Raw genomic sequence first — 22072 nt, 5'->3', positions numbered from 1 at the left:
GCCATGCCAAAATACGCCGCCAACCTGACCATGCTGTTCAATGAACAGCCGTTCCTGGAACGCTTCGGCGCCGCCGCGCGCAACGGCTTCAAGGGCGTGGAATTCCTGTTCCCTTACGACTTTGAACCGCAGCAGGTGCACGAACAACTGCAACAGCATGGGCTCGAAATGGTGCTGCACAACCTCCCCGCCGGTAACTGGGGCGGCGGCGAGCGCGGCATCGCCTGCCACCCGAACCGCGTAGGCGAGTTCGAACAAGGCGTGGAGACCGCGCTGGCGTATGCCAGCGTCCTCGGCACCCAGCGCATCAACTGCCTGGCCGGCATCCAGCCGGAAGGCGTGTCCACCGCCGACGCCCGCGCCACCCTGGTCCGCAACCTGAAGTTCGCGGCTGCAGCGCTGAAGAAAGCCGGCATCCCGCTGCTGATCGAGCCGATCAACACCTTCGACATCCCCGGCTTCTTCCTGTCCGGCACCCGCCAGGGCCTGGACCTGATCGAATCGGTGGGCTCGGACAACCTGTTCCTGCAGTACGACATCTACCACATGCAGCGCATGGAGGGGGAACTGGCCAACACCATCAAGAACCACCTGTCGGTGATCAAGCATATCCAGCTGGCCGACAACCCGGGCCGCTTCGAGCCAGGCACGGGCGAAATCAACTACCGCTTCCTGCTCAACTACCTCGACGAAATCGGCTACGAGGGCTGGGTAGGCTGCGAATACAAACCAAAAGCCGGCACCGAAGCAGGCCTGGGCTGGCGCAACGCTCAATAATAGAGGAGACACATCATGCAAAAACTCGGATTCATCGGCCTTGGCATCATGGGCGGCCCAATGGCAGGACACCTGCAGGCAGCCGGCCACAAACTCTACCTGCACGACGTGAAGAACCCGCCGGCCAACCTGGTGGAAGCCGGTGCCACCGTATGCACCTCCGCCATGGAAGTAGCCAAGCGCGCCGATATCATCTTCGTGATGGTGCCCGACACGCCTCACGTGGAAGAAGTGCTGTTCTCCGAAGAAGGCGTGGCCGCCGGCCTGAGCGCCGGCAAGATCGTGGTCGACATGAGCTCCATTTCGCCCATCGCCACCAAGGAATTCGCCAAGAAGATCAACAAGAAAAGCTGCGCCTACCTGGACGCCCCGGTGTCCGGCGGCGAAGTCGGCGCCAAGGCAGCCTCGCTGACCATCATGGTGGGCGGCCCGCAGGAAGCCTTCGACAGCGTGAAGCCGCTGTTTGAACTAATGGGCAAGAACATCACCCTGGTCGGCGAAAATGGCGACGGCCAGACCACCAAGGTGGCCAACCAGATCATCGTAGCGCTGAACATCCAGGCCGTGGCCGAAGCGCTGCTGTTCGCCTCCAAGGCCGGCGCCAACCCGGCCAAGGTGCGCGAAGCGCTGATGGGCGGCTTCGCCTCCTCGCGCATCCTGGAGGTGCACGGCGAACGCATGGTGAAGCGCACCTTCAACCCGGGCTTCCGCATCGCCCTGCACCAGAAGGACCTGAACCTGGCCCTGCAAGGCGCCAAGGCGCTCGGCGTCTCGCTGCCGAACACCTCCGCCACGCAAGAGCTGATGAACGCCTGCGCCGCCAACGGCATGTCCGGCCTGGACCACTCCGCCCTGTGCCAGGCCATCGAACTGATGTCCAACCACAAAATCGCACAAGGCTAAGCACCATGACCGCGACCGCACCCCGCCAGCTCCTGCTGGACCTGTACGACGCAGCAGTGAGCGCAGTCCACCCGCGCAACCTGGTGCAAGACTTCCTGCCACCGCCGCCCGCGAGCGGCAGGACCCTCGTCATCGGCGCAGGCAAAGGTGCGGCCGCGATGGCACAAGCTGTGGAACGCAGCTGGACCGGCCCGCTGTCCGGCCTGGTAGTGACGCGTTACGGCCACGGCGCCGAAACGAAACACATAGAAGTGGTCGAAGCGTCACATCCAGTGCCGGACGACGCGGGACAGAAGGCCGCCGCACGCATGCTCGACATGGTGCACGACCTGACCGCGGATGACCTGGTCCTGTGCCTGATTTCCGGCGGCGGCTCCGCCCTGCTCGCGCTGCCCGCCGAAGGCATCACCCTGGCCGAAAAACAGGCCCTGAACAAGGCGCTGCTGCGCAGCGGCGCCGCCATCGGCGAAATGAACTGCGTGCGCAAGCACCTGTCAGCCATCAAAGGCGGCCGCCTGGCACTGGCCTGCGGCAAAGCGCGCGTGGTAACGCTGCTGATCTCCGATGTGCCGGGCGACGACCCGCGCGTGATCGCCAGCGGCCCCACCCTGCCCGACGCAACCACCAGCGCCGAAGCGCTGGCCATCCTGCGCAAGTACGACATCGACGTGCCGGCAAGCGTACTGGCCCACCTTGAATCGCCCGCCAGCGAAACGCCCAAGCCAGGCGACGCCCGCTTTGAAGGCCACAGCCACCACGTGATCGCCACCGCGCAGCACGCACTGGAAGCCGCCGCCGCCAAAGCCCGCACGCTCGGCATCACGCCCTACATCCTGTCCGACGGGATCGAAGGCGAAGCACGCGACATCGGCCTGATGCACGCCGCCATGGCGCGCCAGGTGCTGACGCGCGGCCAACCGTTCGCCCGCCCCTGCGTCATCCTGTCCGGCGGCGAAACCACCGTCACCGTGCGCGGCAACGGGCGCGGCGGCCGCAACGTCGAATTCCTGCTCAGCTTTGCACTGGCGATGGAAGGCGCCGCCAACGTGCACGCCATCGCCTGCGACACCGACGGCATCGACGGCTCCGAAGACAACGCTGGCGCCGTCTACGGCCCCGACTCGCTCACACGCGCCGCCGCGCAAGGCGTCAGCGGCAAGCACCTGCTGGCCAACAACGACGCCTACAGCTTCTTCAGCGCACTCGGCGACCTGGTCGTGAGCGGGCCGACCCGCACCAACGTCAACGACTTCCGCGCCATCCTGATTCAATAATAAGAGAGACCCCCAAACATGCGCCGAGAACGCAAAGCCAAAATCGTAGCCACCCTGGGCCCGGCCAGTTCCGACCACGCCACCATCAAGGCGCTGTTCGAAGCCGGGGCCGATGTGTTCCGCTTCAATTTCAGCCACGGCAGCCACGCCGACCACGCAGCCCGCTACGGCATCGTGCGTTCCATCGAACGCGAACTGGGAAGGCCCATCGCCATCCTGGCCGACCTGCAAGGGCCCAAGCTGCGCATCGGCCAGTTCGACGGCGGCAAAGTCACCCTGCGCGAAGGCGCCGAGTTCCAATTGGACCAGGCACCGACACCCGGCAGTGCCTCGCGCGTCTGCCTGCCGCACCCCGAACTGTTCGCCGCCGTCAGCGCCGGCCAATCGCTGCTGCTCGATGATGGCCGCATTCGCCTCGAAGTCCTCGCCAGTGACGCCGGTACCATCCGCACCCGGGTGGTGAACGGCGGCGTGCTGTCCGACCGCAAAGGCGTGAACGTACCCGACGCCGTGCTGCCCATCCCCGCGCTCACCACCAAAGACCGCGCCGACCTGGATTTCGCGTTAAGCCTCGGCGTAGATTGGATCGCCCTCTCCTTCGTGCAGTTGCCAGAAGACGTAGTGCAAGCCAAAGAGATCGTAGCCGGCCGCGCCGGCGTCCTCTCCAAGCTCGAAAAGCCCGCCGCGTTGGACCGCCTGGAAGAAATCGTGCGCGTCTCGGACGCCATCATGGTCGCACGCGGCGACCTGGGCGTAGAGCTGCCGCCCGAACGCGTGCCCGGCGTACAAAAGCGCATCGTGCGCCTGTGCCGCAAGCACGGCAAACCAGTGGTGGTCGCCACGCAGATGCTCGAATCCATGGTCAACGCCCCGGTGCCAACCCGCGCCGAAGCCTCCGACGTCGCCAACGCAGTCTACGAAGGCGCCGACGCCGTCATGCTGTCCGCCGAATCCGCCAGCGGCGCGTATCCGGTGCAAGCCGTCTCGATCATGAACCGCATCATCTCCGAAGTGGAACGCGACCCGCTGTACCCCGCCATGATCGAAGCCCAGCACCAGGCACCGCTGCCCAACAAAGGCGACGCCATCAGCGCCGCCATGCGCGACGCCGCCCGCATCATGGGCGCCAAAGCCATGGTCGCCTACACCACATCAGGCCACAGTAGCCTGCGCACAGCCCGCGAACGCCCGATGGCGCCAATCGTCAGCATCACCCCAAAACCCGAAACCGCCCGCCGCCTGGCGCTCGCCTGGGGCGTGCACAGCACCGTCAGCAAAGACGTGAACAGCGTCGATGAAATGGTCGCCGCAGCCTGCCGCACCGCGCTGCGCGAAGGCTTCGTCCAACCCGGCGACCACATCGCCATCGCCGCCGGCACGCCGTTCGGCCAGCCCGGCAGCACCAACCTGCTGCGCCTGGCCGAGATCTGGCCGCAGTAAGCAACACCGTACAGACTTTCTCTTTTAACGCCGGTCCTCCAACCGGCGTCTTTTTTTTAACGAAGGGCTAGCGTCAGGAAACGAACAACCGTTAACTTCAATGCAACCATTCTCAGCAAACGTCCTTAGAGATGACCAAGAAGATTGAAATCATCACCCGTCGGCCTTGATCGTGAAATCTGAGTAGCTCTAGCGGTATATCTCTACATACCTAAATTGAGACTCGCTTGCCTTAACCTTTTCAACCACCTTGTCACAGTTCATGTCTAAAGCCGAACCACTAGGCTCCGTTCCAACACCACCTCCAACCACCTTATTATCAATAACATCATGTATCGAAAAATAAACCTTTTTCTCGGACACACTATGCTCTACCTTATAAGTGTGTCCGGGTTCGGCGTCCAGCCATAAGCTCCCCGCCGCAAATGTGCCCAGGTAGCCGTAAAGCACACCGACGTAGTTTCTACCTGGTTTCAAAGCTGCGTCAAATGGATATGCAATTGCTGCGGTGGTAAGTATCGGGCCTTTTGTCGACTTTCCGTTGACGCACACAAGCATGACGTATCGATTGAGTCCTTTGAGGAGCTTATGACTTTCATCATTATTCCCGACAATTTTTGATTCAGATGAAGGTGGAAGTCGTTCGCCCTCATAAGAAACATAGGTCGGCAATGTACCGCAACCGGAGGTTAAGTTTGCAATTACCAAAGATAAGGCAACGACTGAGTAAGACTTGATTTCTTTGTACATTAATTTATTTAAGCAGGTTTAAAAAATTCAATTTAATACAGCAAATCAACATTAGCGTATATCGTAGCCGTCCTTGAAACCAGGGACCGGCGACGACTGGTGCAAAAGCTTTGTTACGCTTCGCTTCACCGCAGAGGCGCGAAACGGCAAATGGGGGATGTCCGTGATGATGTTCCCCTTGACGGGATTGCGCATCTGTATGCCGTCCAGTCTGACGTGAACCACTTGCCCGAGGTCCTTGTACTGCTCAATCTTGAGCACCGTCAGCGTAGAGCCGCTTTCACCTGGCCGGGCGGTGTACGCCCATGTCTGGCCTTCCTTCAATGAGACATCCGCAGCGTTCACCAGAAAAGGAAAGAACAAGGTCAGGGCTAACAGGATTGTCTTCATGCATTGAGCGTGATCTGAGATCTTTCGACCGCAGGAGTGCGGGCCGGCAGAAGAATATCATTTTGCTCAAGCAGAAAATGCGCAGATTCTCACGCAAGGTGGGATTGCCGGCGCGTTGCGAATGCTCGGCCGGCAGGCAGACAGATTACTCGCCGCGCTGGTGGACCTGCTTACCAGCGGCATAGGTGGCGGCGATAGTGCGGTCGTCGCCGAGCAGCGCCAGCGCGAACAGCAGTTCCTCCAGGCTGTTGCAGCGCGTGGTGCGGCGCTCCAGCAGCGGCGTGGCTTTCGGGTCGAGGACGATGAAGTCCGCCTCGGTGCCGGGCACGAAGCTACCGACGACGCCCTCCAGCTGCATGCTGCGCGCGCCGCCCAGCGTGGCCAGGTAGAACATGCGCAGCGCCGGAAGGTGGGTGCCGCCCATGCGCGCGACCTTGTAGGTTTCGTTCATGGTCTGCAGCATGGAGAAGGACGTGCCGCCGCCGACGTCGGTCGCCAGCGAGAGCGCAACCTGCTGGCGGTCAGCCGCGGCGAAGTCGAACAGGCCGCTGCCGAGGAACAGGTTGGAGGTCGCGCACATGGAGACGGCAGCGCCGGTGGCGGCCATGCGCGCGCGGTCTTCGTTATCCAGCCAGATGCAATGCGCGTACATCGAGCGCGGGCGCAGCAGGCCGACCTTGTCGTAGACGTCGAGGTAGCTGCGAGCATCCGGGAACAGCGATTTGACCCATGCCACTTCATCGGTGTTTTCGGCCACGTGGGTCTGGACGTAGGTGTCCGGATAGGCGCGCGCCAGTTCGCCGCACATCTGCAGTTGCGCCTCGGTCGACGTCGGGGCGAAGCGCGGCGTGAGGGCGTACATATTGCGACCCTTGTTGTGCCAGCGGTGGATCAGCTCCTCGCTCTCGCGCGCCCCGCTTTCCGCCGTATCCTGCAGGAATTCGGGACTGTGCCGGTCCATCATCACTTTGCCAGCTGCCATGCGCAGGTCATAGGCTTCCGCCGCGCCGAAGAAGGCATCCACCGACTCCTGGTGCACGGTGCAGTACACCATGGCTGTGGTGGTGCCGCAACGAAGCAGCTCTTTGACGAAGAAATCCGCCACCCCGCGCGCGTGCGCCGGGTCCTTGAACTGGCGTTCGGTCGGGAAGGTGTAGGTATCCAGCCACGGCAGCAGGCCCGGCGCCGGCGATGCGATCATGTCCGTCTGCGGGTAGTGGATGTGGGTATCGATAAAGCCCGGCATGATGATCTTGCCGCGATAATCGCGCAGCTGGGTGCCCGGTGGCAGCGTATCCTTCAGCTGCGCATAGTCACCCGCCGCCTGCACACGGCCGTCGCGCAGCACCAGCAGGCCGTCCTCATGCCAGGAATGGGCCTTGTCGCTGAGCGCAGGATCGGCCGTGAAGTACAGGATGCTGGCGCGGAACGCCTTGACGTCTTGCTGCATGGCTTAGCTTCCCCGGTAAGTCGAGTAAGCCCACGGCGACACCACGATCGGCACGTGGTAGTTCGCCGCCGGATCGGCGATGCCGAAAGCGATGATCACTTCGTCAACAAAGCGCGGGTCCGGCAGGCTGACGCCCTGGCCCGCGAAATAGTCGCCCGCCGCGAACACCAGCTCATATTTGCCGCGCTTTACCTCGTCGCCAGCCAACAACGGTTGCTCGCAGCGGCCGTCCAGGTTGGTGACGGCGGTTTTCAGCAGCGTCTTCTCGCCCCCGTCCACGCGGAACAGTTTCACCTTCACGCCCGCGCCGGGTTTGCCCTGGGTGATATCCAGGACGTGTGTACTCAGTTTGCCCATCATGTCTCCTCTTAGTGATGGGTCGATCTTATAGGGCTGGCCCGCGCGATATATACACGCCCGTGAATATCAACCATGAGCCAGGCGGACATAATCGGGATTCCATATCAAAAAATACAGGAGACAACATGCAGCAAGCATTACGCGTCGCGGCGGCGGGGACTATTGCCGTTCTTGGCCTGGCCATGGGCGCCCAGCCAGCCATGGCCGCCGAATGGAGCGACACCTCGATTGGCTACCGCGCCGGGTCGAAGTACGCGGAACCGTACAACCCGAAAGACATCAACAAGCAGATCCTGAGCTGGACTTATGCCGACGGTTACAAATACGGCGGCAACTACATGAACCTCGACTTCCTGCGCTCCGACAGCACCGACAACAACGCCCACGAGGCCTATTTGTTGTATCGCCACACACTGGACCTGGGCAAAGTGTCCGGCAAGGACTTCAAATTCGGTCCCGTGCGCGGCGTCGGCCTGACCGCAGGCTTCGACTGGAATACCAAGAACGACGACAGCTACAACTCGCGCAAGCGGATGGCGGTGGCTGGCCCTACCCTGATGCTGGACGTGCCGGGCTTCCTGAATGTCAGCCTGCTGGTCCTGTGGGAAAGCAACCAGCCGAAAGGCATCACCAAACGCTATTCCTACGACACGCACGCCATGCTGAGCGCCGCCTGGGGTATCCCCCTTGGTGCGGGCTTCAGTTTCGAAGGCTTCGCCAACTGGATCGGCCAGAAAGGCAAAGACGAATTCGGTGGGCAGACGTCGCCGGAGGTGAACATTGATGCGCAGGTGATGTATGACGTAAGCCCGCACCTGGGCGCCAAGGCCAATACTTTCAAGGTCGGCCTCGAATACCAATACTGGCGCAACAAGTTCGGGAATCCGCATAACATCCCCGGCAGCACCGCCAAAACGCCAATGATCCGCGCCGAGTACCACTTCTAAGACGGGGCAGGCCCAAAGGGCCTGACCCTGCCATAAACCGGATAGCACAAATGGAGACACCATGAACAACCTGCTATACAAAGTGGACGACCGTCCCCCTCCCATCACGACCACCCTGCTGGCCGCCCAGCATATGCTTGCCGCACTGGGAGGCATCATTGCCGTGCCGCTGGTGGTCGGCGCCGTCCTCAAGCTCCCCGCCGACCAGATCGTCGCGCTGGTCAACGCCGCCCTGCTCGGCTCCGGCATCGTCACCGCCATCCAATGCATTGGCGTGGGACCGGTCGGCATCCGCCTGCCATGCGTAATGGGCACCAGCTTCGCCTTCGTCGGCGCCGCCATCAGCATCGGTTTTGAGCATGGCGTGCCCGGCATCCTCGGCTCCTCGCTGGCGGGATCCGCGATCATGATCCTGGGCAGCTTCTTCATGCCGCAGATCCGCAAACTGTTCCCGCACCAGGTCACCGCCGTCGTGGTGACGATGATCGGCCTGTCCCTCGTGCCCGTCGCGGTGGACTGGGCCGCCGGCGGCAAAGGCGCCGGCGCCAGCTACGGCGACCCGACTAACCTTGGCATCGCCCTGTTCGTACTGGCAGTTGTGATCGCGCTCGTGCAGTTCGGGAAAGGCATCATCTCCGCAGCTGCCGTGGTGATTGGCATCGCCATCGGCTACGCCGTTTGCCTGTTCCTCGGCCTGGTGGACTTCTCCACCGTGCAGAAAGCAGCAGTCTTCGCCGTACCGCAACCGCTGCACTTTGGCATGACCTTCCCGATCAGCGGCATTCTCGCCATGTCGCTCGCCTACATCGTCACCATCGTGGAAACCACCGGTACCTTCATGGCCCTCGGTTCCGCCACCAACACCAAGATGAAGGGCAAGCTGCTGTGCCGCGGCGTGCTGTGCGACGGCCTGGGTTCCGCCTTCGTCTCCGTGCTGGGCGCACCGCCGGTATCAACTTTTGCCCAGAATGTCGGCGTCATCTCGCTGACCGGCGTGGCAAGCCGCTACGTGGTGGCGCTGACCGGCGTGATGCTGGCGGCGGCAGGCCTGTTCCCCGTGCTGGGCGCGGTAGTCGTAACGATCCCGCAGCCAGTGCTGGGCGGCGCCGGCCTGATGATGTTCGCCATGATCATCGCAGCCGGCGTGCAGATGCTGTCCCACGTCGAGCATGACAAACGCACAGGCCTGCTGATCGCCGTTTCCGTCGGCTGCGGCCTGGCCGTATCGGTGCGACCAGAACTGCTGTCCAAGCTGCCGCCCTTTGTGCACGAGATTTTCGGCTCCGGCATCTCCACAGCCGCTATCATGGCGGTCGTGCTGAACCTCGTGCTGCCCGATCGCCCCGCCGCCGTGGTGGACGAAGACGAAGAAGACGATGTACCCCAACCCATGCTGATCCGAAAGGCCGGCTAAACCAAACCATCAACATTGTTTCCGCAGTGCCGCGCGCATTGTTTCCGCAGTGTTTAATCATTTCGAGCGAGTCAAATGACCAAAACCCTACTGATCAAGAATGCGCGCGTTGTCGTCACCATGGACGAACAGCGCCGCGAAATCGACAACGGCGCCATTTTCGTGCGCGGCAATGTGATCGAACAGGTTGGCGCTAGCGCCGACCTGCCGCAAACTGCCGACGAAGTGATCGACGCCACCGGACACGTCGTCATCCCCGGCCTGGTCAACACCCATCACCACATGTACCAAAGCCTGACGCGCGTGATCCCCGCCGCGCAGGACGGCGAGCTATTCAACTGGCTCACCAACCTCTACCCGATCTGGGCCAACCTGACGGCCGAGATGGTGCACGTCTCGACGCTGACCGCGATGTCCGAGCTGATCCTCTCCGGCTGTACAACCAGCAGCGACCACCTGTACATCTACCCGAACGACTGCAAGCTGGATGACAGCATCGAAGCCGCCGGCAAGATCGGCATGCGCTTCCACGCCGCCCGCGGCGCCATGAGCGTAGGCCAATCGAAAGGCGGCCTGCCGCCCGACCGAGTGGTGGAAGATGAGGAAGCCATCCTCAAAGACACCCAGCGCCTGATCGAAACTTATCACGACGCAGAACGCCACGCCATGCAACGCATCGTCGTCGCCCCCTGCTCGCCGTTCTCCGTCTCGCGCGACCTGATGAAAGAAGCCGCATCGCTCGCCCGCAGCTACGGCGTCTCCCTGCACACCCACCTGGCGGAAAACGTCAACGACATCGCCTACAGCCGCGAGAAGTTCAACATGACGCCCGCCGAATACGCCGAAGACTGCGGCTGGGTAGGCCATGACGTCTGGCACGCCCACTGCGTGCAATTGGACGACGACGGCGTCTACCTGTTCGCCCGAACGGGAACGGGCGTCGCCCACTGCCCCTGCTCAAACATGCGCCTGGCCTCCGGCATCGCCCCGATCCGCAAGATGGTGGATGCCGGCGTACCGGTCGGACTGGGCGTCGACGGCAGCGCCTCCAACGACGGCGCCCACATGCTGGGCGAAGCACGCCAGGCGATGCTGCTGCAGCGGGTTGGCTTCGGCCCCGACGCCATGACCGCACGCCAGGCATTGGAACTGGCCACGCTCGGCGGCGCAAAAGTGCTGAACCGCGACGACATTGGAGCGCTAAAGCCCGGCATGTCCGCCGACATCGCCATGTTCAAGCTCGACCAGATCGGCTTCGCCGGCGCCCTGCACGACCCCGTAGCCGCGCTGGTGTTCTGCACGCCGGCGAACGTCAGCTACAGCATCATCAACGGCAAGGTCGTGGTAAAGGACGGCATCCTGCAAACCATCGACCTCCCGCTGGTGATCGAACGCCACAACCAGCTCGCCACCAACCTCGCCCAAATTCGGGGTCAGGTCTGACAATCGGACAGCTAGCGCAATCATTTGATATTTCTCAATACGCAAAAGTAGTCGATTTTGCGTATTGAGATTTGTCAAAGGTTGGTCCTCTGTGTCCGAATGTCAGACCTGACCCCGAACTTGACCCCGAACTTCGCCTAGTTGATTCGGGTGACGCGGTGGCCGGTGCCGGTCACGCTTTGCGCGATCTTGCCCTGGGACTTCCAGCGAACAGTGTGGTCAGTGCCAGTAATCGAAAGCCGGCCTTTCGGGGCCACCTCCACGTTTACCACATTCCCTACGCCCAGGATCTCGACCGAACTGCATACACCGGTAGCCGTGATGGTGTGGCCGGTGCCGACGACTTCCAGTTTGCGGCCGTCGCAAGCGAAAGTGCGCTGGTGGCCGCTGCCGCTGATGCTGATCAGCTTATCCGTCAATTCCACCTCACCCACCGCATCTTCCTGTGCTACAGCGCCGCCCATCACGAGCAACGCCGCGCAAACACCAACCACCCTTAATGGTTTCAAAAACATACTGACTCTCGCAATAATTATAGGAATGGCAATGCTAGAGGATTGCCCAGACCAGTGGAGCACGGTAGAAAAACACACCGTTCGCCATCGCACGGACTTTGCGCGCCGCCCAGAATATATTGCAGCGCAACATAACGCGCAGGAGAAGTCATGGCAAAGCCCCTTCCGGGACTCAGATTGCTGCGCAGCCTGGCCCGCCTGGTCGCAGCAACCACACCCAAACCGCGCAAACCTGCACGCAAGGGACGGGCCAAGACCGCAGCGAAAACCGCCGCCCAGCTGGAACTTCGAAAGCCGACGCGGCCCGCGCCCCAGACCGCTCCCGGGAAATGGTTGGCGCAATACACCTACAGCCAGGGACAGCGCATGGCTTACTGGCTGTACCTGCCCGACCGTCCCACGGGCGAAGCGACAACACCCGGCTTGCCGTTGCTTGTCATGCTGCACGGCTGCCAGCAAAGCGCCACCGAGTTTGCCCAAGGCACACGCATGAACTGGCTGGCCGAACAAAAAGGCTTTGCCGTGCTGTATCCCCAGCAAGCGTTGCGGACGCAGGCGCACCGCTGCTGGCGTTGGTACGAACCGGCCGTGCAACGGGGCGAGGCCGAGACTGCCATGCTGGCGAACCTCGTGCGCAGCATTTGCGAACAGTACCCGATTGACCGCCGTCGCATCTACGCCTGCGGCCTGTCGGCGGGCGCGGGGATGGCGGCGGTGCTGGCAATAAACCATCCCGAGCTGATTGCCGCCGTAGCGATGCACTCTGGTCCAATTTTCGGCGCCGGACACGGCTCTGGCGGAGCCTTGCGCGTAATGCACCATGGCGATGGAGTGCAGGCTACGGCAGCAATCAGGCATCTGCTTCAGCGCCGAAGCGCAGACGGCATGCCGGCCATGCCCGCCCTGCTCATCCAGGGCAGCGACGACCGCGTGGTGCGCCCCGTGAACCAGCAGCAGCTGGTGCACCAATGGTTGCTGCTGAATGGAATGGAAGGCGCGCAGCCAACCCGCGTGGACAGCAAGCCGGCCGTCCGCAACGGTTCACGCCATGCACACCTGATCCAGGATTACGCAACAGGGCGAAAAGTCATCTTGCGCGTCGCCCATATTGAAGGCCTGGGGCACGCCTGGAGCGGCGGCGACCCGACGCTTCGTTTCAACGCAAAGCCCGGTCCGGACGCCAGCCGCATGGTTCTCGACTTCCTCGCGAAGCACCGGCGCTAAGGGCGCTAAAGCCGCCGTCAAAAAACCGGTTCTAAAACCGGTGCCAGGTCTGTCATTTGGACAGCTAACGCTATCATTTGATCTTCCTCAATACGATAATAACTCCGTATTCGCGTATTGAGAAAAATCAAACAAATGGCTTCGCTGTCCGAATGACAGACCTGGCACCGGTTTTTGGGCACCGGTTCTGGCATTTCTCAGTACAGCAATTCGAAATCAGGCCTGCGCGAATGTGGTCGGTGGAAGGCCAAAGTGCCACTCTCCTGAATCCAAGCGTAGCTGCTTCCATCGTACGGATCGCGCAGCTTGCTCGTCCCGGTGCCGGCCAACACGCCTTCGGCCGTGGCCCCCTCGCGGCGCAGTTGGGACGCCAGTAATGCCATCCTGCGCATGCCTTCCAGGTCAGCCACCTGGTAGCCATATTTGGCGAACAACTGCGGATCGCCCACTTCTACCAGCACATTGCCGACCGGGTTGTAGATGCGTGAATGCGACGTGGATTCGGCCAACTTTGCTACAGCAGCGGGAATCGCCGCAACCTCAAGATCGAACACCTTGGCCAAACCAAGCATGTGCTCCGCATGGGTGTTGCTGGTCGCCTGCGGCTGGAACGTAAATTGTCCAGGCAACGCAGACCATTTGCTCTCGCCCGCAAGCTCGCTTGCCGCTTGCTGCATATGCAGGTTGAAGAACTTCCATTCATTGGCCATGACTTTCGCCATTGAGCGTTCGGACTGCGAGAACGGTACTTGCCAACCGTGTGGGGCAGCTTGTATGCGGCGCGAAACAAGGTTTCCCAGCGCGAAATGTTGCTCAAGACCGCGCGCTGCGATCGTCTTGACGATGACACTGGAGCTTTCCCGCAGGACCATGCGCCAGAACTGCAGGTCTTTTTCGAGCAGTTGCACACTCCCCGACTGGTCGCCCTTGTCCGCCCGTAACCAAGCTTTCAGCAGTGCCAGGCGCTGGGCTTCCAGCACTTGCCGGAACGGTGCATGCGGCGTTCGGGGGTCGCTTGGCCACAACTCATGCCATTGGCGGAACTCCAGCAAACTTTCATAGCGTTGAATCAGTTTCGCATGCGCTTGCATCCAGTGTTCAATGTGCTCGACGGAACGCTGGATCTCGCTTGCACAGCCGCGATTGTCGTTCTTGCAGACTGCCGCGAGCTGGTTCAGTTGCGGATCTCGCTTCTCGGCATTCGGGCGTGCGTTACCGGATGAAGGGGGCAGGTCGTGGGTTCCAGCAGCGGCCATAAACGACCGCAACTGCGCGACCTTCGCGACGCCTGCAGGCATGGGCTCGACGTCATCTGGGGCATCGAACCCCATCACATAGATGAAGGCATTCTCGGTATCATTGATCGACGGCGCGCTGTCCGCGATCTTAGTCAAACTGAGCGTTGCGGCGGAAGGCTTTTCATCTCTGCTGTTTATAAGGACTAGGACTAATAGCGACAGGACAGCTAGTAGAACCAGTCCCATCACCACCTTCAGTAATATCGATTTCAGAGTCTGAATTTTCATGGCGCGAGATTACCATCTTGCCGCCAGTAAAGAATCACCAATTTCCACCTTAGACGAAATCATCTACTTTCCCTGCCCCCAAAACCGGTGCCAGGTCTGTCATTTGGACAGCTAACGCTATCATTTGATTTTTCTCAATACGCAAAAGGTGCAATTTTTTTGTATTGAGGTAGATCAAAGAAGCATCTCGCGTGTCCAAATGACAGACCTGGCACCGGTTTTTGGCACCGGCACCGGTTTTTGGCACCGGTTTTTTGGGCAACTGGCCTTAGACGAACTCCCCCACCTTGGCTGTGACAGCTTGGCGCACCGTTCCGCTGGTGACGAAGCTGTGCGCTACCTGGATGTCGTTGTGGAACCAGCGGTCGCCCTCCAGGCAGGCGGGGATCTGCTTGCGGATCTCGTCGTATGCGGCTTGTGTGCCTTCGCCGAGCTTGAAGCCGGGCAGCAGCCCTTCGGTCATCGTCAGCGCTTGCGCGGCCAGCAGCATCTCTACGCCCACAATGTACTGGGTGTTCTGCACCACGGTGTGGGCCTTGCGGGCGCACCAGGTGGAGTTGGAAATGTGGTCTTCGCTATTGCCCTTCGATGGGATGGAGTCGACGCTGCCGGGCATCGACAACGTGCGGTTTTCCATCACCAGTGAGCTGAGCGAGCATTGCACCACCGGGTAGCCGGTGTTCACGCCGCGCAGCCCGGACATGAGGTTGCGCGGCAGCCCCCACGATAGCGTCGGGTCGATCAGGCGGGCGACGCGGCGTTCGCAGATGCTGCCAAGGTCGGTGATGGCCATGGCCAGCAAGTCCATCGCCTGCGCCAGGTATTGGCCGTGGAAGTTGCCGCCGGAGATAATCTCGAAGCCGCCGCCATCTTTGCCGAAAATGAGCGGGTTGTCGGTGGCGGAGTTGATCTCGTTCTTGACGATGTTGTCGATGTAATCCAGCGCGTCGAACACGGGGCCATACACTTGCGGTGTGCAGCGCAGCGAGTAGACGTCCTGGATGCGCGGGGTGTAGGGAATGTCGGTGCGGCGCAGTTCATCGGGGAATTGCACGGCGCGCGCTTCGTGGCTGGTGCGGGTGGAGCCTTTCAGCAGCTTGCGTACCACGGCGGCGGTCTTGATCTGGCCAGGGTGCGGGCGGGCTTGCTGGATGCGTGGGTCGAAGGCGGACATTTCGGCGCGCATGGCTTCCAGCGTCAGGCCGAGCGAGAGGCAGGCGTCGGTCAACAAATCACGCGCGTCTTTGGCGGCCAGCACGGCGACCGCCAGCGAGGCGGTGCAGCCGTTGATCAGGGCGGAGGCGTCTTTGGCTTTGAGGTCGAACTTGACGGGGCCGATTTCGGCTTTGGTGATGGCTTCGGCGGCGGGCATGCGCACGCCTTTGTACATCACTTCAGCTTCGTCGAAACCTGCTACGGCGGCGGCCAGGTAGGCCAGCGGGGCCAGGTCGCCGGAGGCGCCGACCGAGCCTTTCTGCGGCATGATCGGGTGGATGCCGGCGTTGATGAAGGCCAGCAGGCGGTCCACCACTTCCACGCGCGGGGCGGAATAGTTGCTGGCGAAGGCGTTGGCGCGCAACAGCATGGTGGCGCGGCCGACTTCTTCGGAGAACGGTTCGCCGATGCCGCCGCTGTGGGCTTTGATCAGCTGCGTCTGGAACAACTCAATGTGCTCGACCTTGATGCGGGTGTCTTTCAGCAGGCCGACGCCGGTATTAAAACTGTACATCATCGGTGCTTCGTCGTGCATCCAGGTCGATTCGATGTAGTCGCGGCTTTCCTTGAGGGCGGCGCGCGAGGTGGCGGAGAGTTCGACCTTGGCGCCGTTGCGGGCGACGGCCAGCACGTCTTCCGCTGTCAGGTTGAAGCCGTCGATAGTTACGTTGCTCATTTCTCTTTCCTTTACTTTCAGTTGACGCCTGCTTCGAACCAGGTGCCGACCATTGCGCGTTCGGCGTCCGTCATGTGGGTCATGTTCGCCAGCGGCATATCTTTGTTCTGCACTGCGCGCTGGTAGATCTTGGCGGCGTGCTGCTTCACCTGCTCCGGCGTGTCGAGCATGACGCCTCCGGGGGCGGAGGCGAAGCCGGCCTGCGTCGGTGCGGCGGAGTGGCACGAAGCGCAGCGCGCGGCCATTACCTGGTGCACGCTGGCCAGCGTGGCCTGGACTGGCGCTGCGCCCTGTGCGCCGGTGGCGGGGCCATGGGCGGCGTGCGCGGTGGCATCGGCGCCGGCGGCAGCTTGCGCGGCGACTGCCTTGCGCGGCGCTGGTGCAATCGCTACAGCGACTGCGGCCAGCAGGATCACGCCTGCAATCGGGTACGCCGGCGATACCTTGCCTGCATGGCGCAGGTTGAAGAAGTGGCGGATCAGAACACCGGCTGCCATGATGGCGGCCAGCACCAGCCAGCTGTAGGCGTGGCTGTAGGTCATCGCGTAGTGGTTGCTGATCATGATCAGCAGCACCGGCAGCGTGAAGTAGTTGTTGTGCACCGAGCGTACTTTGGCGCGCTTGCCGTAGATCGGGTCGGGCGATTCGCCGCGTTCCATCGCTTCCACCAGCTTGCGCTGGCCGGGGATGATCACGAACAGCACGTTACCGACCATCATGGTGCCAATCATGGCGCCGACGTGGATGTAGGCGGCGCGGCCGCTCAGGGTGTGGGTCAATACATAGGCGGCGGCGACGATCAGCACGAACAGCACCACGCCCAGTGCGGCGGGCTTTTCTCCGAGCTTGGTCTTGCACAGCGCGTCGTACACGAGCCAGCCGCCGGCCAGGGTGCCAAGGCCGACGCCGATCGCCTGCAGGGACGTGAGGTCGGCCACGCTCTTGTCGATCATCATGGCCGAGGCGTTGAAGTAGTAGACGATGAACAGCATGGCAAAGCCGCTGATCCAGGTGGCGTAGGCTTCCCATTTGAACCAGTGCAGGTCTTCCGGCAGTTCTTCCGGGGCGACGAGGTACTTCTGCGGGTTGTAGAAGCCGCCGCCGTGCACGGCCCACAGTTCGCCGCTCACGCCTTTCTTGGCCAGCGGGCTGCCGGGCTTGGGCGGGCGGATCGAGTTGTCCAACCAGACGAAGTAGAACGAGGCGCCGATCCAGGCGATCCCGGTGATCAGGTGCAGCCAGCGTACCAGCAGGTTTAGCCACTCCACCCCATAGGGTCCGAATAATGTCTCCATGTTTTTCTTCCTGAGAGTCTGTCCATCTGCCTCTGGCGGGCAATTCAGATGGACCAAACGGTCGTTGTATCGCTGCCGCTACGACCAGCGTGGATGGAACGATATCGGTTGCGGGCGCGGGAGACCTTCTGTTTCGTATATAACTCGCATAGCGGAAAACATATAGTTTGACGGCCCGGAAGGTGCGACCCTTTCATGCATAAATCTAAATAACTAATATTCGGAGACCCCCATGTCCAGGTTGCCTGAGCATCTCGATATCCATCTGATCCGCATTCTTTACCTGCTGCTGGTGGAGAAAAACGTGTCGCGTGTGGCCCTCAAACTGAACCAGCCGCAGCCCTCCATCTCGGGCTCGCTGCGCAAGCTGCGCGATCTGACCGGCGATCCGCTGCTGGTGCGCGGCGGGCGCGGTATGGTGCCGACGCAACACGGCGAGAGCCTGTTGAAGACCGCGAAACGCATCCTGGACGAGGCGGAGAGCCTGTTCAGCCCCAAAACCGCCTTTGTGCCGGCCGAGCAGGCGCGCACCTTCCATATCGCGGCGCCGGACTATATGAACACGCAGTTCTTCACCGAGGTGATCGCCCGCCTGCGGCGCGAGTCGCCCAAGAGCCGGCTGGTTATCCATTCGCTGGTTCCGGATGTCGATTACGTGCGCCTGCTGTCGGATGGGGAGCTGGACCTGGTGGTCGGCAACTGGGACGAACCGCCCCAGCACCTTCATATATCCAAGCTGTTCGACGACCCGATCGTGTGCCTGATGCGCGCCAACAGCGCCTATGCGCGGCGCACCGCGAAAGACGGCATGACGCCGGAGGAATACCTGATGCTGCCTCATGTCGGACCAGCGCAGATCCTGCCCGGCTACCACGGCAATATCGATTCCTTCCTGGCCGAGAAGAATATGGAGCGGAATATTGTTGTGGAATCGGCACACTTTCGCATGCTGCCCTACATCGTCCAGCAAACGGATCTGGTGCTCACATCGGGCAAGCAGTTCGCCAGCTTCTATGAAAATTTGCTGGGTTTGAAGTCCTACAAAGTGCCGCTGGACTTCCCTCCCCTGAGCTTTTACCAGCTATGGCACGAGCGCGCCCACCACGCCACCGAGCATAAGTGGCTGCGCGCCCAGGTCAGCGCGGCCGCGCGGCTGATGCAGAAATAGGCGATATCAGCCCAGCGATATAACTCGGGCGCGCCGGGCATCTAATATCAATTCAACATTCCCCGAATACCCAACATGGAGCGGGCCGCTGCCAGCGGCGGCCCGATGCACGATGACGAGCCTCAAGCAACTGAACAACTGCGATGCCGATACCTTCACCGAACTGCTGCACGGGCTGTACGAGCATTCGCCCTGGATTCCGCAGCGCGCGGCCGCCCAGCGCCCTTTCCGCACCATCGATGAACTGAAACTGGGCCTGCAGAAGGTGGTCTCGCGCGCTACCTACGACGAGCAAATGAGCCTGATCCGCGCCCACCCGGAGCTGGCGGGCAAGGCTGCGGTGGCGGGCGAGCTGACGCCGGAATCCACCGGTGAGCAGTCCAAGGCGGGCCTGAACCTGTGCACGCCGGAGGAATTCGCCGCCCTGCAGGAACTGAACGCAGCCTACAACGCCAGGTTCGGCTTCCCCTTCATCCTGGCGGTGAAAGGCGGCGACGGCAAGGGCCTGTCGCGCCAGGCCATCATCGCCGCCTTCCGCCGCCGCCTGCGCAATCAGGTGGAGGATGAGCAGCGCGAGGCGTTGCGCCAGATCCACCGCATCGCGGAAATGCGCCTGAACGCGGTGCTGCAGTACGTGCCGCACATGGGGCGCGACATCATGGCCTGGTCCGAGGAGATCGGCGCCTGGAGCGAGGACGAGCAGGGCCTGACCTGCACCTATATGACGCCGACCCACCGCCGCACCGCCGTGCAGCTGGCGCAGTGGATGCGCGAAGCCGGCATGCATGCCCATATCGATGCGGTGGGCAATGTGGTGGGCCGCTACCTCTCGACCGATCCGCAGGCGCGCACCCTGCTCACCGGCTCGCATTACGACACGGTGCGAAACGGCGGCAAATACGACGGCCGCCAGGGCATCCTGACCGCCATCGCGGTCGTCAAGCACCTGCATGAACATGGCGAAACGCTGCCCTTCCATCTGGAGGTGATCGGCTTTGCGGAGGAGGAAGGCGTGCGCTTCAAGAGCACCTTCCTCGGCAGCAGCGCCGTGATCGGCCAGTTCGATCCCAAGCTGCTGGACCTGCGCGACCGCGACGGCATCGCCCTGCGCGACGTGCTGACGGAAGCGGGCCAGGACGTGAACAGCATCGCCGCCATTGCGCGCGATCCGGCCGAGCTGCTGGGCTTTGTGGAGGTGCATATCGAACAGGGCCCGGTGCTGCTGGAGCGCGGCCTGCCGGTCGGCATCGTCACCTCTATCGCGGGCAGCAAGCGTTACCTGGTCAACCTCAAAGGCGTGGCCAGCCACGCCGGCACCACCCCTATGCCGATGCGCAAGGATGCCGCCGTTGCCGCTGCCGAAATCGTGCTGTACGTCGAGCAGCGCTGCGCGCGCGACCAGGAATCGGCCCTGGTCGGCACCGTCGGCCAGCTGCAGGTGCCGAACGGCTCCACCAACGTCATCCCGGGCGCCTGTACCCTCTCGCTCGATATCCGCGCCGCCAACAACGAGGCGCGCGACGCCGCCGTGGCCGACATCCTGGCCCACATCGAAAAAGTGTGCGAATCCCGCCACATCACATATGAAATTGAGCAGACCGTGGCTGCCGATTGCGCGCCATGTGCGCCATGGCTGATGGAACAGCTGGCCGCCGCCACGGAACGCCACGGTATTCCGGCTTTCGAGCTGGCATCCGGTGCCGGCCACGACGCCATGCTGATGGCGCGCGTGACCGACGTCGCCATGCTCTTCACGCGCTGCGGCAACGGCGGCATCAGCCACAACCCGCTGGAGACCATGACCGACGATGATGCCGACCTGTCGGCGCGCATCCTGCTCTCCTTCCTGCGCCAGTTCCGCGCGCACAACAGCACCCCAGCTGAAAAGGAGGCCGTCAGCGAAACCTGATCAACGCAGCGCGAGGACGCCACATTTGTCCGCCCGGAGAGGCGGAGTTTCGGGCGAAAAAAACTAAACGGAGACAAAGCAAAATGCAATTCCTGGAAAACTATTTCAAGCTCAGTGAGCACGGCACCAACGTGCGCACCGAAGTCCTGGCCGGACTCACCACCTTCCTGACGATGGCCTACATCATCTTCGTCAACCCATCCATCCTGGGCGATGCGGGCATGCCCAAGGATGCGGTCTTTGTGGCGACCTGCGTCGCAGCCGCCGTCGGCACCCTGATCATGGGCCTGTATGCCAACTTCCCTATCGGCCTGGCGCCCGGCATGGGCCTGAATGCTTACTTCGCCTACGGCGTGGTGCAGGGCATGGGCTTTCCGTGGCAGGCCGCGCTGGGTGCGGTGTTCATTTCCGGCTGCTGCTTCATGATCGTCAGCCTGCTGCGCATCCGCGAGCAGATCATGAACGCCATCCCGCAGTCGCTGCGCATCGCCATTCCGGCGGGCGTCGGCCTATTCCTGGCGCTGATCTCGCTGAAAAATGCCGGCATCGTTGTCTCCAGCCCGGCCACCTTCGTCACCATGGGCGACCTGCACAAGCCGGCGCCTATCCTGGCCATCGTCGGCTTCCTGGTCATCGTTGCGCTGGACCGCCTGCGCGTGACCGGTGCCCTGCTGATCGGCATCATGACGGTCACCGTCCTCAGCTTCTTCTTCGGCGGGAATGAGTTCCATGGCGTTGTGTCAGCGCCGCCGTCCATCGCGCCAACGGCCATGCAGCTCGATATCGTGGGTGCCGTGTCGCACGGCCTGTTCACCGTGGTGATGGTGTTCTTCCTGGTCGAACTGTTCGACGCCACCGGTACCCTGATGGGTGTGGCCCAGCGCGCCGGCCTGATGAAAGACGGCAAACTGCCGAAGAATATGAACAAGGCCCTGCTGGCCGATTCCGGCGCCATTATCGCCGGCTCCGTCATGGGCACCTCCAGCACCACCGCCTTCATCGAAAGCGCGGCGGGCGTGCAGGCGGGCGGGCGCACCGGCCTGACCTCCGTCACCGTGGCCATGCTGTTCCTGGCCGCGCTGTTCATCGCGCCGCTGGCCGGCGTGGTGCCGGGTTATGCCACCGCCCCTGCCCTGTTCTTCGTCGCCTGCCTGATGCTGCGCGAACTGGCCGAGGTCAACTGGGCGGAGACCACCGAGAGCGTGCCGGCTGTCGTCACCGCGCTGGTCATGCCGTTCACCTATTCGATCGCCAACGGCCTGGCGCTGGGCTTCATCAGCTACGCCGGCCTGAAACTCCTGACCGGGAAATACAAAGAAGTCAGCGCCATGATCTGGTGTGTCGCTGGCGTGTTCCTGTTCAAATTGATTTACATCCCAGGTTGAAGCAAGGAGTA

Annotated in this window: 19 protein-coding genes; 11 read left to right on the top strand and 8 right to left on the bottom strand. The window is 62.2% G+C overall.

Annotation, left to right across the window (positions count from 1 at the left end; all coding sequences use genetic code 11):
* Positions 1 to 3 precede the first annotated feature (3 nt).
* From hyi to pyk, 4 genes are read left to right on the top strand one after another with little or no spacing between them, the layout of a single operon-like run.
* Positions 4 to 777, top strand: coding sequence for a hydroxypyruvate isomerase (gene hyi, locus ACE3TQ_RS10560; RefSeq protein ID WP_374582097.1), 774 nt, complete (start codon positions 4 to 6; stop codon positions 775 to 777).
* A 15-nt stretch (positions 778 to 792) separates the two neighbouring features.
* Entirely contained in the window at positions 793 to 1680 is an 888-nt protein-coding gene (gene glxR / locus ACE3TQ_RS10555; RefSeq protein WP_374582096.1) for a 2-hydroxy-3-oxopropionate reductase, read from the top strand.
* 5 nt (positions 1681 to 1685) lie between these two features.
* The gene (locus ACE3TQ_RS10550; RefSeq protein ID WP_374582095.1) at positions 1686 to 2954 is read left to right on the top strand and encodes a glycerate kinase; all 1269 of its coding nucleotides are present in this window, start codon (positions 1686 to 1688) and stop codon (positions 2952 to 2954) included.
* Between the two features lie 18 nt (positions 2955 to 2972).
* The gene (gene pyk, locus ACE3TQ_RS10545; RefSeq protein WP_374582094.1) at positions 2973 to 4394 is read left to right on the top strand and encodes a pyruvate kinase; all 1422 of its coding nucleotides are present in this window, start codon (positions 2973 to 2975) and stop codon (positions 4392 to 4394) included.
* Positions 4395 to 4583: 189 nt separating this feature from the next.
* On the opposite strand, the gene ACE3TQ_RS10540 is transcribed toward pyk, so the two are convergent.
* The 4 genes from ACE3TQ_RS10540 to uraH all read right to left on the bottom strand — a co-directional run bounded on the left by ACE3TQ_RS10540 (position 4584) and on the right by uraH (position 7341).
* Positions 4584 to 5144: a hypothetical protein gene (locus tag ACE3TQ_RS10540; protein ID WP_374582093.1), complete on the bottom strand. Its 561-nt coding sequence runs from the start codon at positions 5142 to 5144 to the stop codon at positions 4584 to 4586.
* A gap of 51 nt (positions 5145 to 5195) precedes the next feature.
* The gene (locus ACE3TQ_RS10535) at positions 5196 to 5534 is read right to left on the bottom strand and encodes a hypothetical protein (RefSeq protein WP_374582092.1); all 339 of its coding nucleotides are present in this window, start codon (positions 5532 to 5534) and stop codon (positions 5196 to 5198) included.
* A gap of 145 nt (positions 5535 to 5679) precedes the next feature.
* The gene (gene guaD / locus ACE3TQ_RS10530) at positions 5680 to 6984 is read right to left on the bottom strand and encodes a guanine deaminase (RefSeq protein WP_374582091.1); all 1305 of its coding nucleotides are present in this window, start codon (positions 6982 to 6984) and stop codon (positions 5680 to 5682) included.
* Between the two features lie 3 nt (positions 6985 to 6987).
* Positions 6988 to 7341: a hydroxyisourate hydrolase gene (gene uraH / locus ACE3TQ_RS10525; RefSeq protein WP_374582138.1), complete on the bottom strand. Its 354-nt coding sequence runs from the start codon at positions 7339 to 7341 to the stop codon at positions 6988 to 6990.
* A gap of 128 nt (positions 7342 to 7469) precedes the next feature.
* Between uraH and ACE3TQ_RS10520 the strand changes: the two genes are divergently transcribed.
* The 3 genes from ACE3TQ_RS10520 (at position 7470) to ACE3TQ_RS10510 (ending at position 11148) form a co-directional block, all read left to right on the top strand.
* The gene (locus tag ACE3TQ_RS10520; protein ID WP_374582090.1) at positions 7470 to 8291 is read left to right on the top strand and encodes an outer envelope protein; all 822 of its coding nucleotides are present in this window, start codon (positions 7470 to 7472) and stop codon (positions 8289 to 8291) included.
* 61 nt (positions 8292 to 8352) lie between these two features.
* Complete coding sequence (locus ACE3TQ_RS10515) at positions 8353 to 9705, top strand: uracil-xanthine permease family protein (protein WP_374582089.1); 1353 nt, start codon at positions 8353 to 8355, stop codon at positions 9703 to 9705.
* A gap of 75 nt (positions 9706 to 9780) precedes the next feature.
* The gene (locus tag ACE3TQ_RS10510; protein WP_374582088.1) at positions 9781 to 11148 is read left to right on the top strand and encodes an 8-oxoguanine deaminase; all 1368 of its coding nucleotides are present in this window, start codon (positions 9781 to 9783) and stop codon (positions 11146 to 11148) included.
* 137 nt (positions 11149 to 11285) lie between these two features.
* Here ACE3TQ_RS10510 and ACE3TQ_RS10505 read toward each other — a convergent pair whose 3' ends face one another.
* On the bottom strand, positions 11286 to 11612 hold the full coding sequence (locus ACE3TQ_RS10505) for a DUF3060 domain-containing protein (RefSeq protein ID WP_374582087.1): 327 nt from the start codon (positions 11610 to 11612) through the stop codon (positions 11286 to 11288).
* Between the two features lie 201 nt (positions 11613 to 11813).
* Here ACE3TQ_RS10505 and ACE3TQ_RS10500 point away from each other — a divergent pair, with 201 nt between their 5' ends.
* Positions 11814 to 12887, top strand: a complete 1074-nt coding sequence (locus tag ACE3TQ_RS10500; RefSeq protein ID WP_374582086.1) for a PHB depolymerase family esterase — start codon at positions 11814 to 11816, stop codon at positions 12885 to 12887.
* Between the two features lie 197 nt (positions 12888 to 13084).
* Here ACE3TQ_RS10500 and ACE3TQ_RS10495 read toward each other — a convergent pair whose 3' ends face one another.
* The 3 genes from ACE3TQ_RS10495 to ACE3TQ_RS10485 form a co-directional block, all read right to left on the bottom strand.
* Positions 13085 to 14413: a hypothetical protein gene (locus ACE3TQ_RS10495; protein ID WP_374582085.1), complete on the bottom strand. Its 1329-nt coding sequence runs from the start codon at positions 14411 to 14413 to the stop codon at positions 13085 to 13087.
* 268 nt (positions 14414 to 14681) lie between these two features.
* Positions 14682 to 16304, bottom strand: coding sequence for a histidine ammonia-lyase (gene hutH, locus ACE3TQ_RS10490; protein ID WP_374582084.1), 1623 nt, complete (start codon positions 16302 to 16304; stop codon positions 14682 to 14684).
* Positions 16305 to 16321: 17 nt separating this feature from the next.
* Positions 16322 to 17599 carry a urate hydroxylase PuuD gene (locus ACE3TQ_RS10485; RefSeq protein ID WP_374582083.1) on the bottom strand — a complete coding sequence of 426 codons (1278 nt, stop codon included), beginning with the start codon at positions 17597 to 17599 and terminating at the stop codon, positions 16322 to 16324.
* Between the two features lie 232 nt (positions 17600 to 17831).
* Here ACE3TQ_RS10485 and ACE3TQ_RS10480 point away from each other — a divergent pair, with 232 nt between their 5' ends.
* The 3 genes from ACE3TQ_RS10480 (at position 17832) to ACE3TQ_RS10470 (ending at position 22061) form a co-directional block, all read left to right on the top strand.
* Positions 17832 to 18767, top strand: a complete 936-nt coding sequence (locus ACE3TQ_RS10480; protein ID WP_374582082.1) for a LysR family transcriptional regulator — start codon at positions 17832 to 17834, stop codon at positions 18765 to 18767.
* A gap of 112 nt (positions 18768 to 18879) precedes the next feature.
* Positions 18880 to 20676 carry an allantoate amidohydrolase gene (locus tag ACE3TQ_RS10475; RefSeq protein WP_374582080.1) on the top strand — a complete coding sequence of 599 codons (1797 nt, stop codon included), beginning with the start codon at positions 18880 to 18882 and terminating at the stop codon, positions 20674 to 20676.
* Positions 20677 to 20759: 83 nt separating this feature from the next.
* Positions 20760 to 22061: an NCS2 family permease gene (locus tag ACE3TQ_RS10470; RefSeq protein WP_374582079.1), complete on the top strand. Its 1302-nt coding sequence runs from the start codon at positions 20760 to 20762 to the stop codon at positions 22059 to 22061.
* Positions 22062 to 22072: the final 11 nt, after the last annotated feature.

The organism is Pseudoduganella sp. (assembly GCF_041914865.1).
Classification (GTDB): Bacteria; Pseudomonadota; Gammaproteobacteria; order Burkholderiales; family Burkholderiaceae_D; genus Rugamonas.
The sequence above is the reverse complement of the archived record's forward strand: the minus strand, read 5'-3'. Positions and strand labels throughout refer to the sequence as shown.

What these genes read in the sequence shown, in the direction of transcription:
- ACE3TQ_RS10470 (WP_374582079.1), top strand. Translation starts at nt 20,760, where the DNA reads ATGCAATTCCTGGAAAACTATTTCAAGCTCAGTGAGCACGGCACCAAC.
- ACE3TQ_RS10510 (WP_374582088.1), top strand. Translation starts at nt 9,781, where the DNA reads ATGACCAAAACCCTACTGATCAAGAATGCGCGCGTTGTCGTCACCATG.
- glxR (WP_374582096.1), top strand. Translation starts at nt 793, where the DNA reads ATGCAAAAACTCGGATTCATCGGCCTTGGCATCATGGGCGGCCCAATG.
- ACE3TQ_RS10475 (WP_374582080.1), top strand. Translation starts at nt 18,880, where the DNA reads ATGACGAGCCTCAAGCAACTGAACAACTGCGATGCCGATACCTTCACC.
- hutH (WP_374582084.1), bottom strand. Translation starts at nt 16,304, where the DNA reads ATGAGCAACGTAACTATCGACGGCTTCAACCTGACAGCGGAAGACGTG.
- ACE3TQ_RS10550 (WP_374582095.1), top strand. Translation starts at nt 1,686, where the DNA reads ATGACCGCGACCGCACCCCGCCAGCTCCTGCTGGACCTGTACGACGCA.
- ACE3TQ_RS10535 (WP_374582092.1), bottom strand. Translation starts at nt 5,534, where the DNA reads ATGAAGACAATCCTGTTAGCCCTGACCTTGTTCTTTCCTTTTCTGGTG.
- uraH (WP_374582138.1), bottom strand. Translation starts at nt 7,341, where the DNA reads ATGGGCAAACTGAGTACACACGTCCTGGATATCACCCAGGGCAAACCC.
- pyk (WP_374582094.1), top strand. Translation starts at nt 2,973, where the DNA reads ATGCGCCGAGAACGCAAAGCCAAAATCGTAGCCACCCTGGGCCCGGCC.
- ACE3TQ_RS10515 (WP_374582089.1), top strand. Translation starts at nt 8,353, where the DNA reads ATGAACAACCTGCTATACAAAGTGGACGACCGTCCCCCTCCCATCACG.
- ACE3TQ_RS10540 (WP_374582093.1), bottom strand. Translation starts at nt 5,144, where the DNA reads ATGTACAAAGAAATCAAGTCTTACTCAGTCGTTGCCTTATCTTTGGTA.
- guaD (WP_374582091.1), bottom strand. Translation starts at nt 6,984, where the DNA reads ATGCAGCAAGACGTCAAGGCGTTCCGCGCCAGCATCCTGTACTTCACG.
- ACE3TQ_RS10500 (WP_374582086.1), top strand. Translation starts at nt 11,814, where the DNA reads ATGGCAAAGCCCCTTCCGGGACTCAGATTGCTGCGCAGCCTGGCCCGC.
- ACE3TQ_RS10495 (WP_374582085.1), bottom strand. Translation starts at nt 14,413, where the DNA reads ATGAAAATTCAGACTCTGAAATCGATATTACTGAAGGTGGTGATGGGA.
- ACE3TQ_RS10480 (WP_374582082.1), top strand. Translation starts at nt 17,832, where the DNA reads ATGTCCAGGTTGCCTGAGCATCTCGATATCCATCTGATCCGCATTCTT.
- ACE3TQ_RS10520 (WP_374582090.1), top strand. Translation starts at nt 7,470, where the DNA reads ATGCAGCAAGCATTACGCGTCGCGGCGGCGGGGACTATTGCCGTTCTT.
- ACE3TQ_RS10485 (WP_374582083.1), bottom strand. Translation starts at nt 17,599, where the DNA reads ATGGAGACATTATTCGGACCCTATGGGGTGGAGTGGCTAAACCTGCTG.
- ACE3TQ_RS10505 (WP_374582087.1), bottom strand. Translation starts at nt 11,612, where the DNA reads ATGGGCGGCGCTGTAGCACAGGAAGATGCGGTGGGTGAGGTGGAATTG.
- hyi (WP_374582097.1), top strand. Translation starts at nt 4, where the DNA reads ATGCCAAAATACGCCGCCAACCTGACCATGCTGTTCAATGAACAGCCG.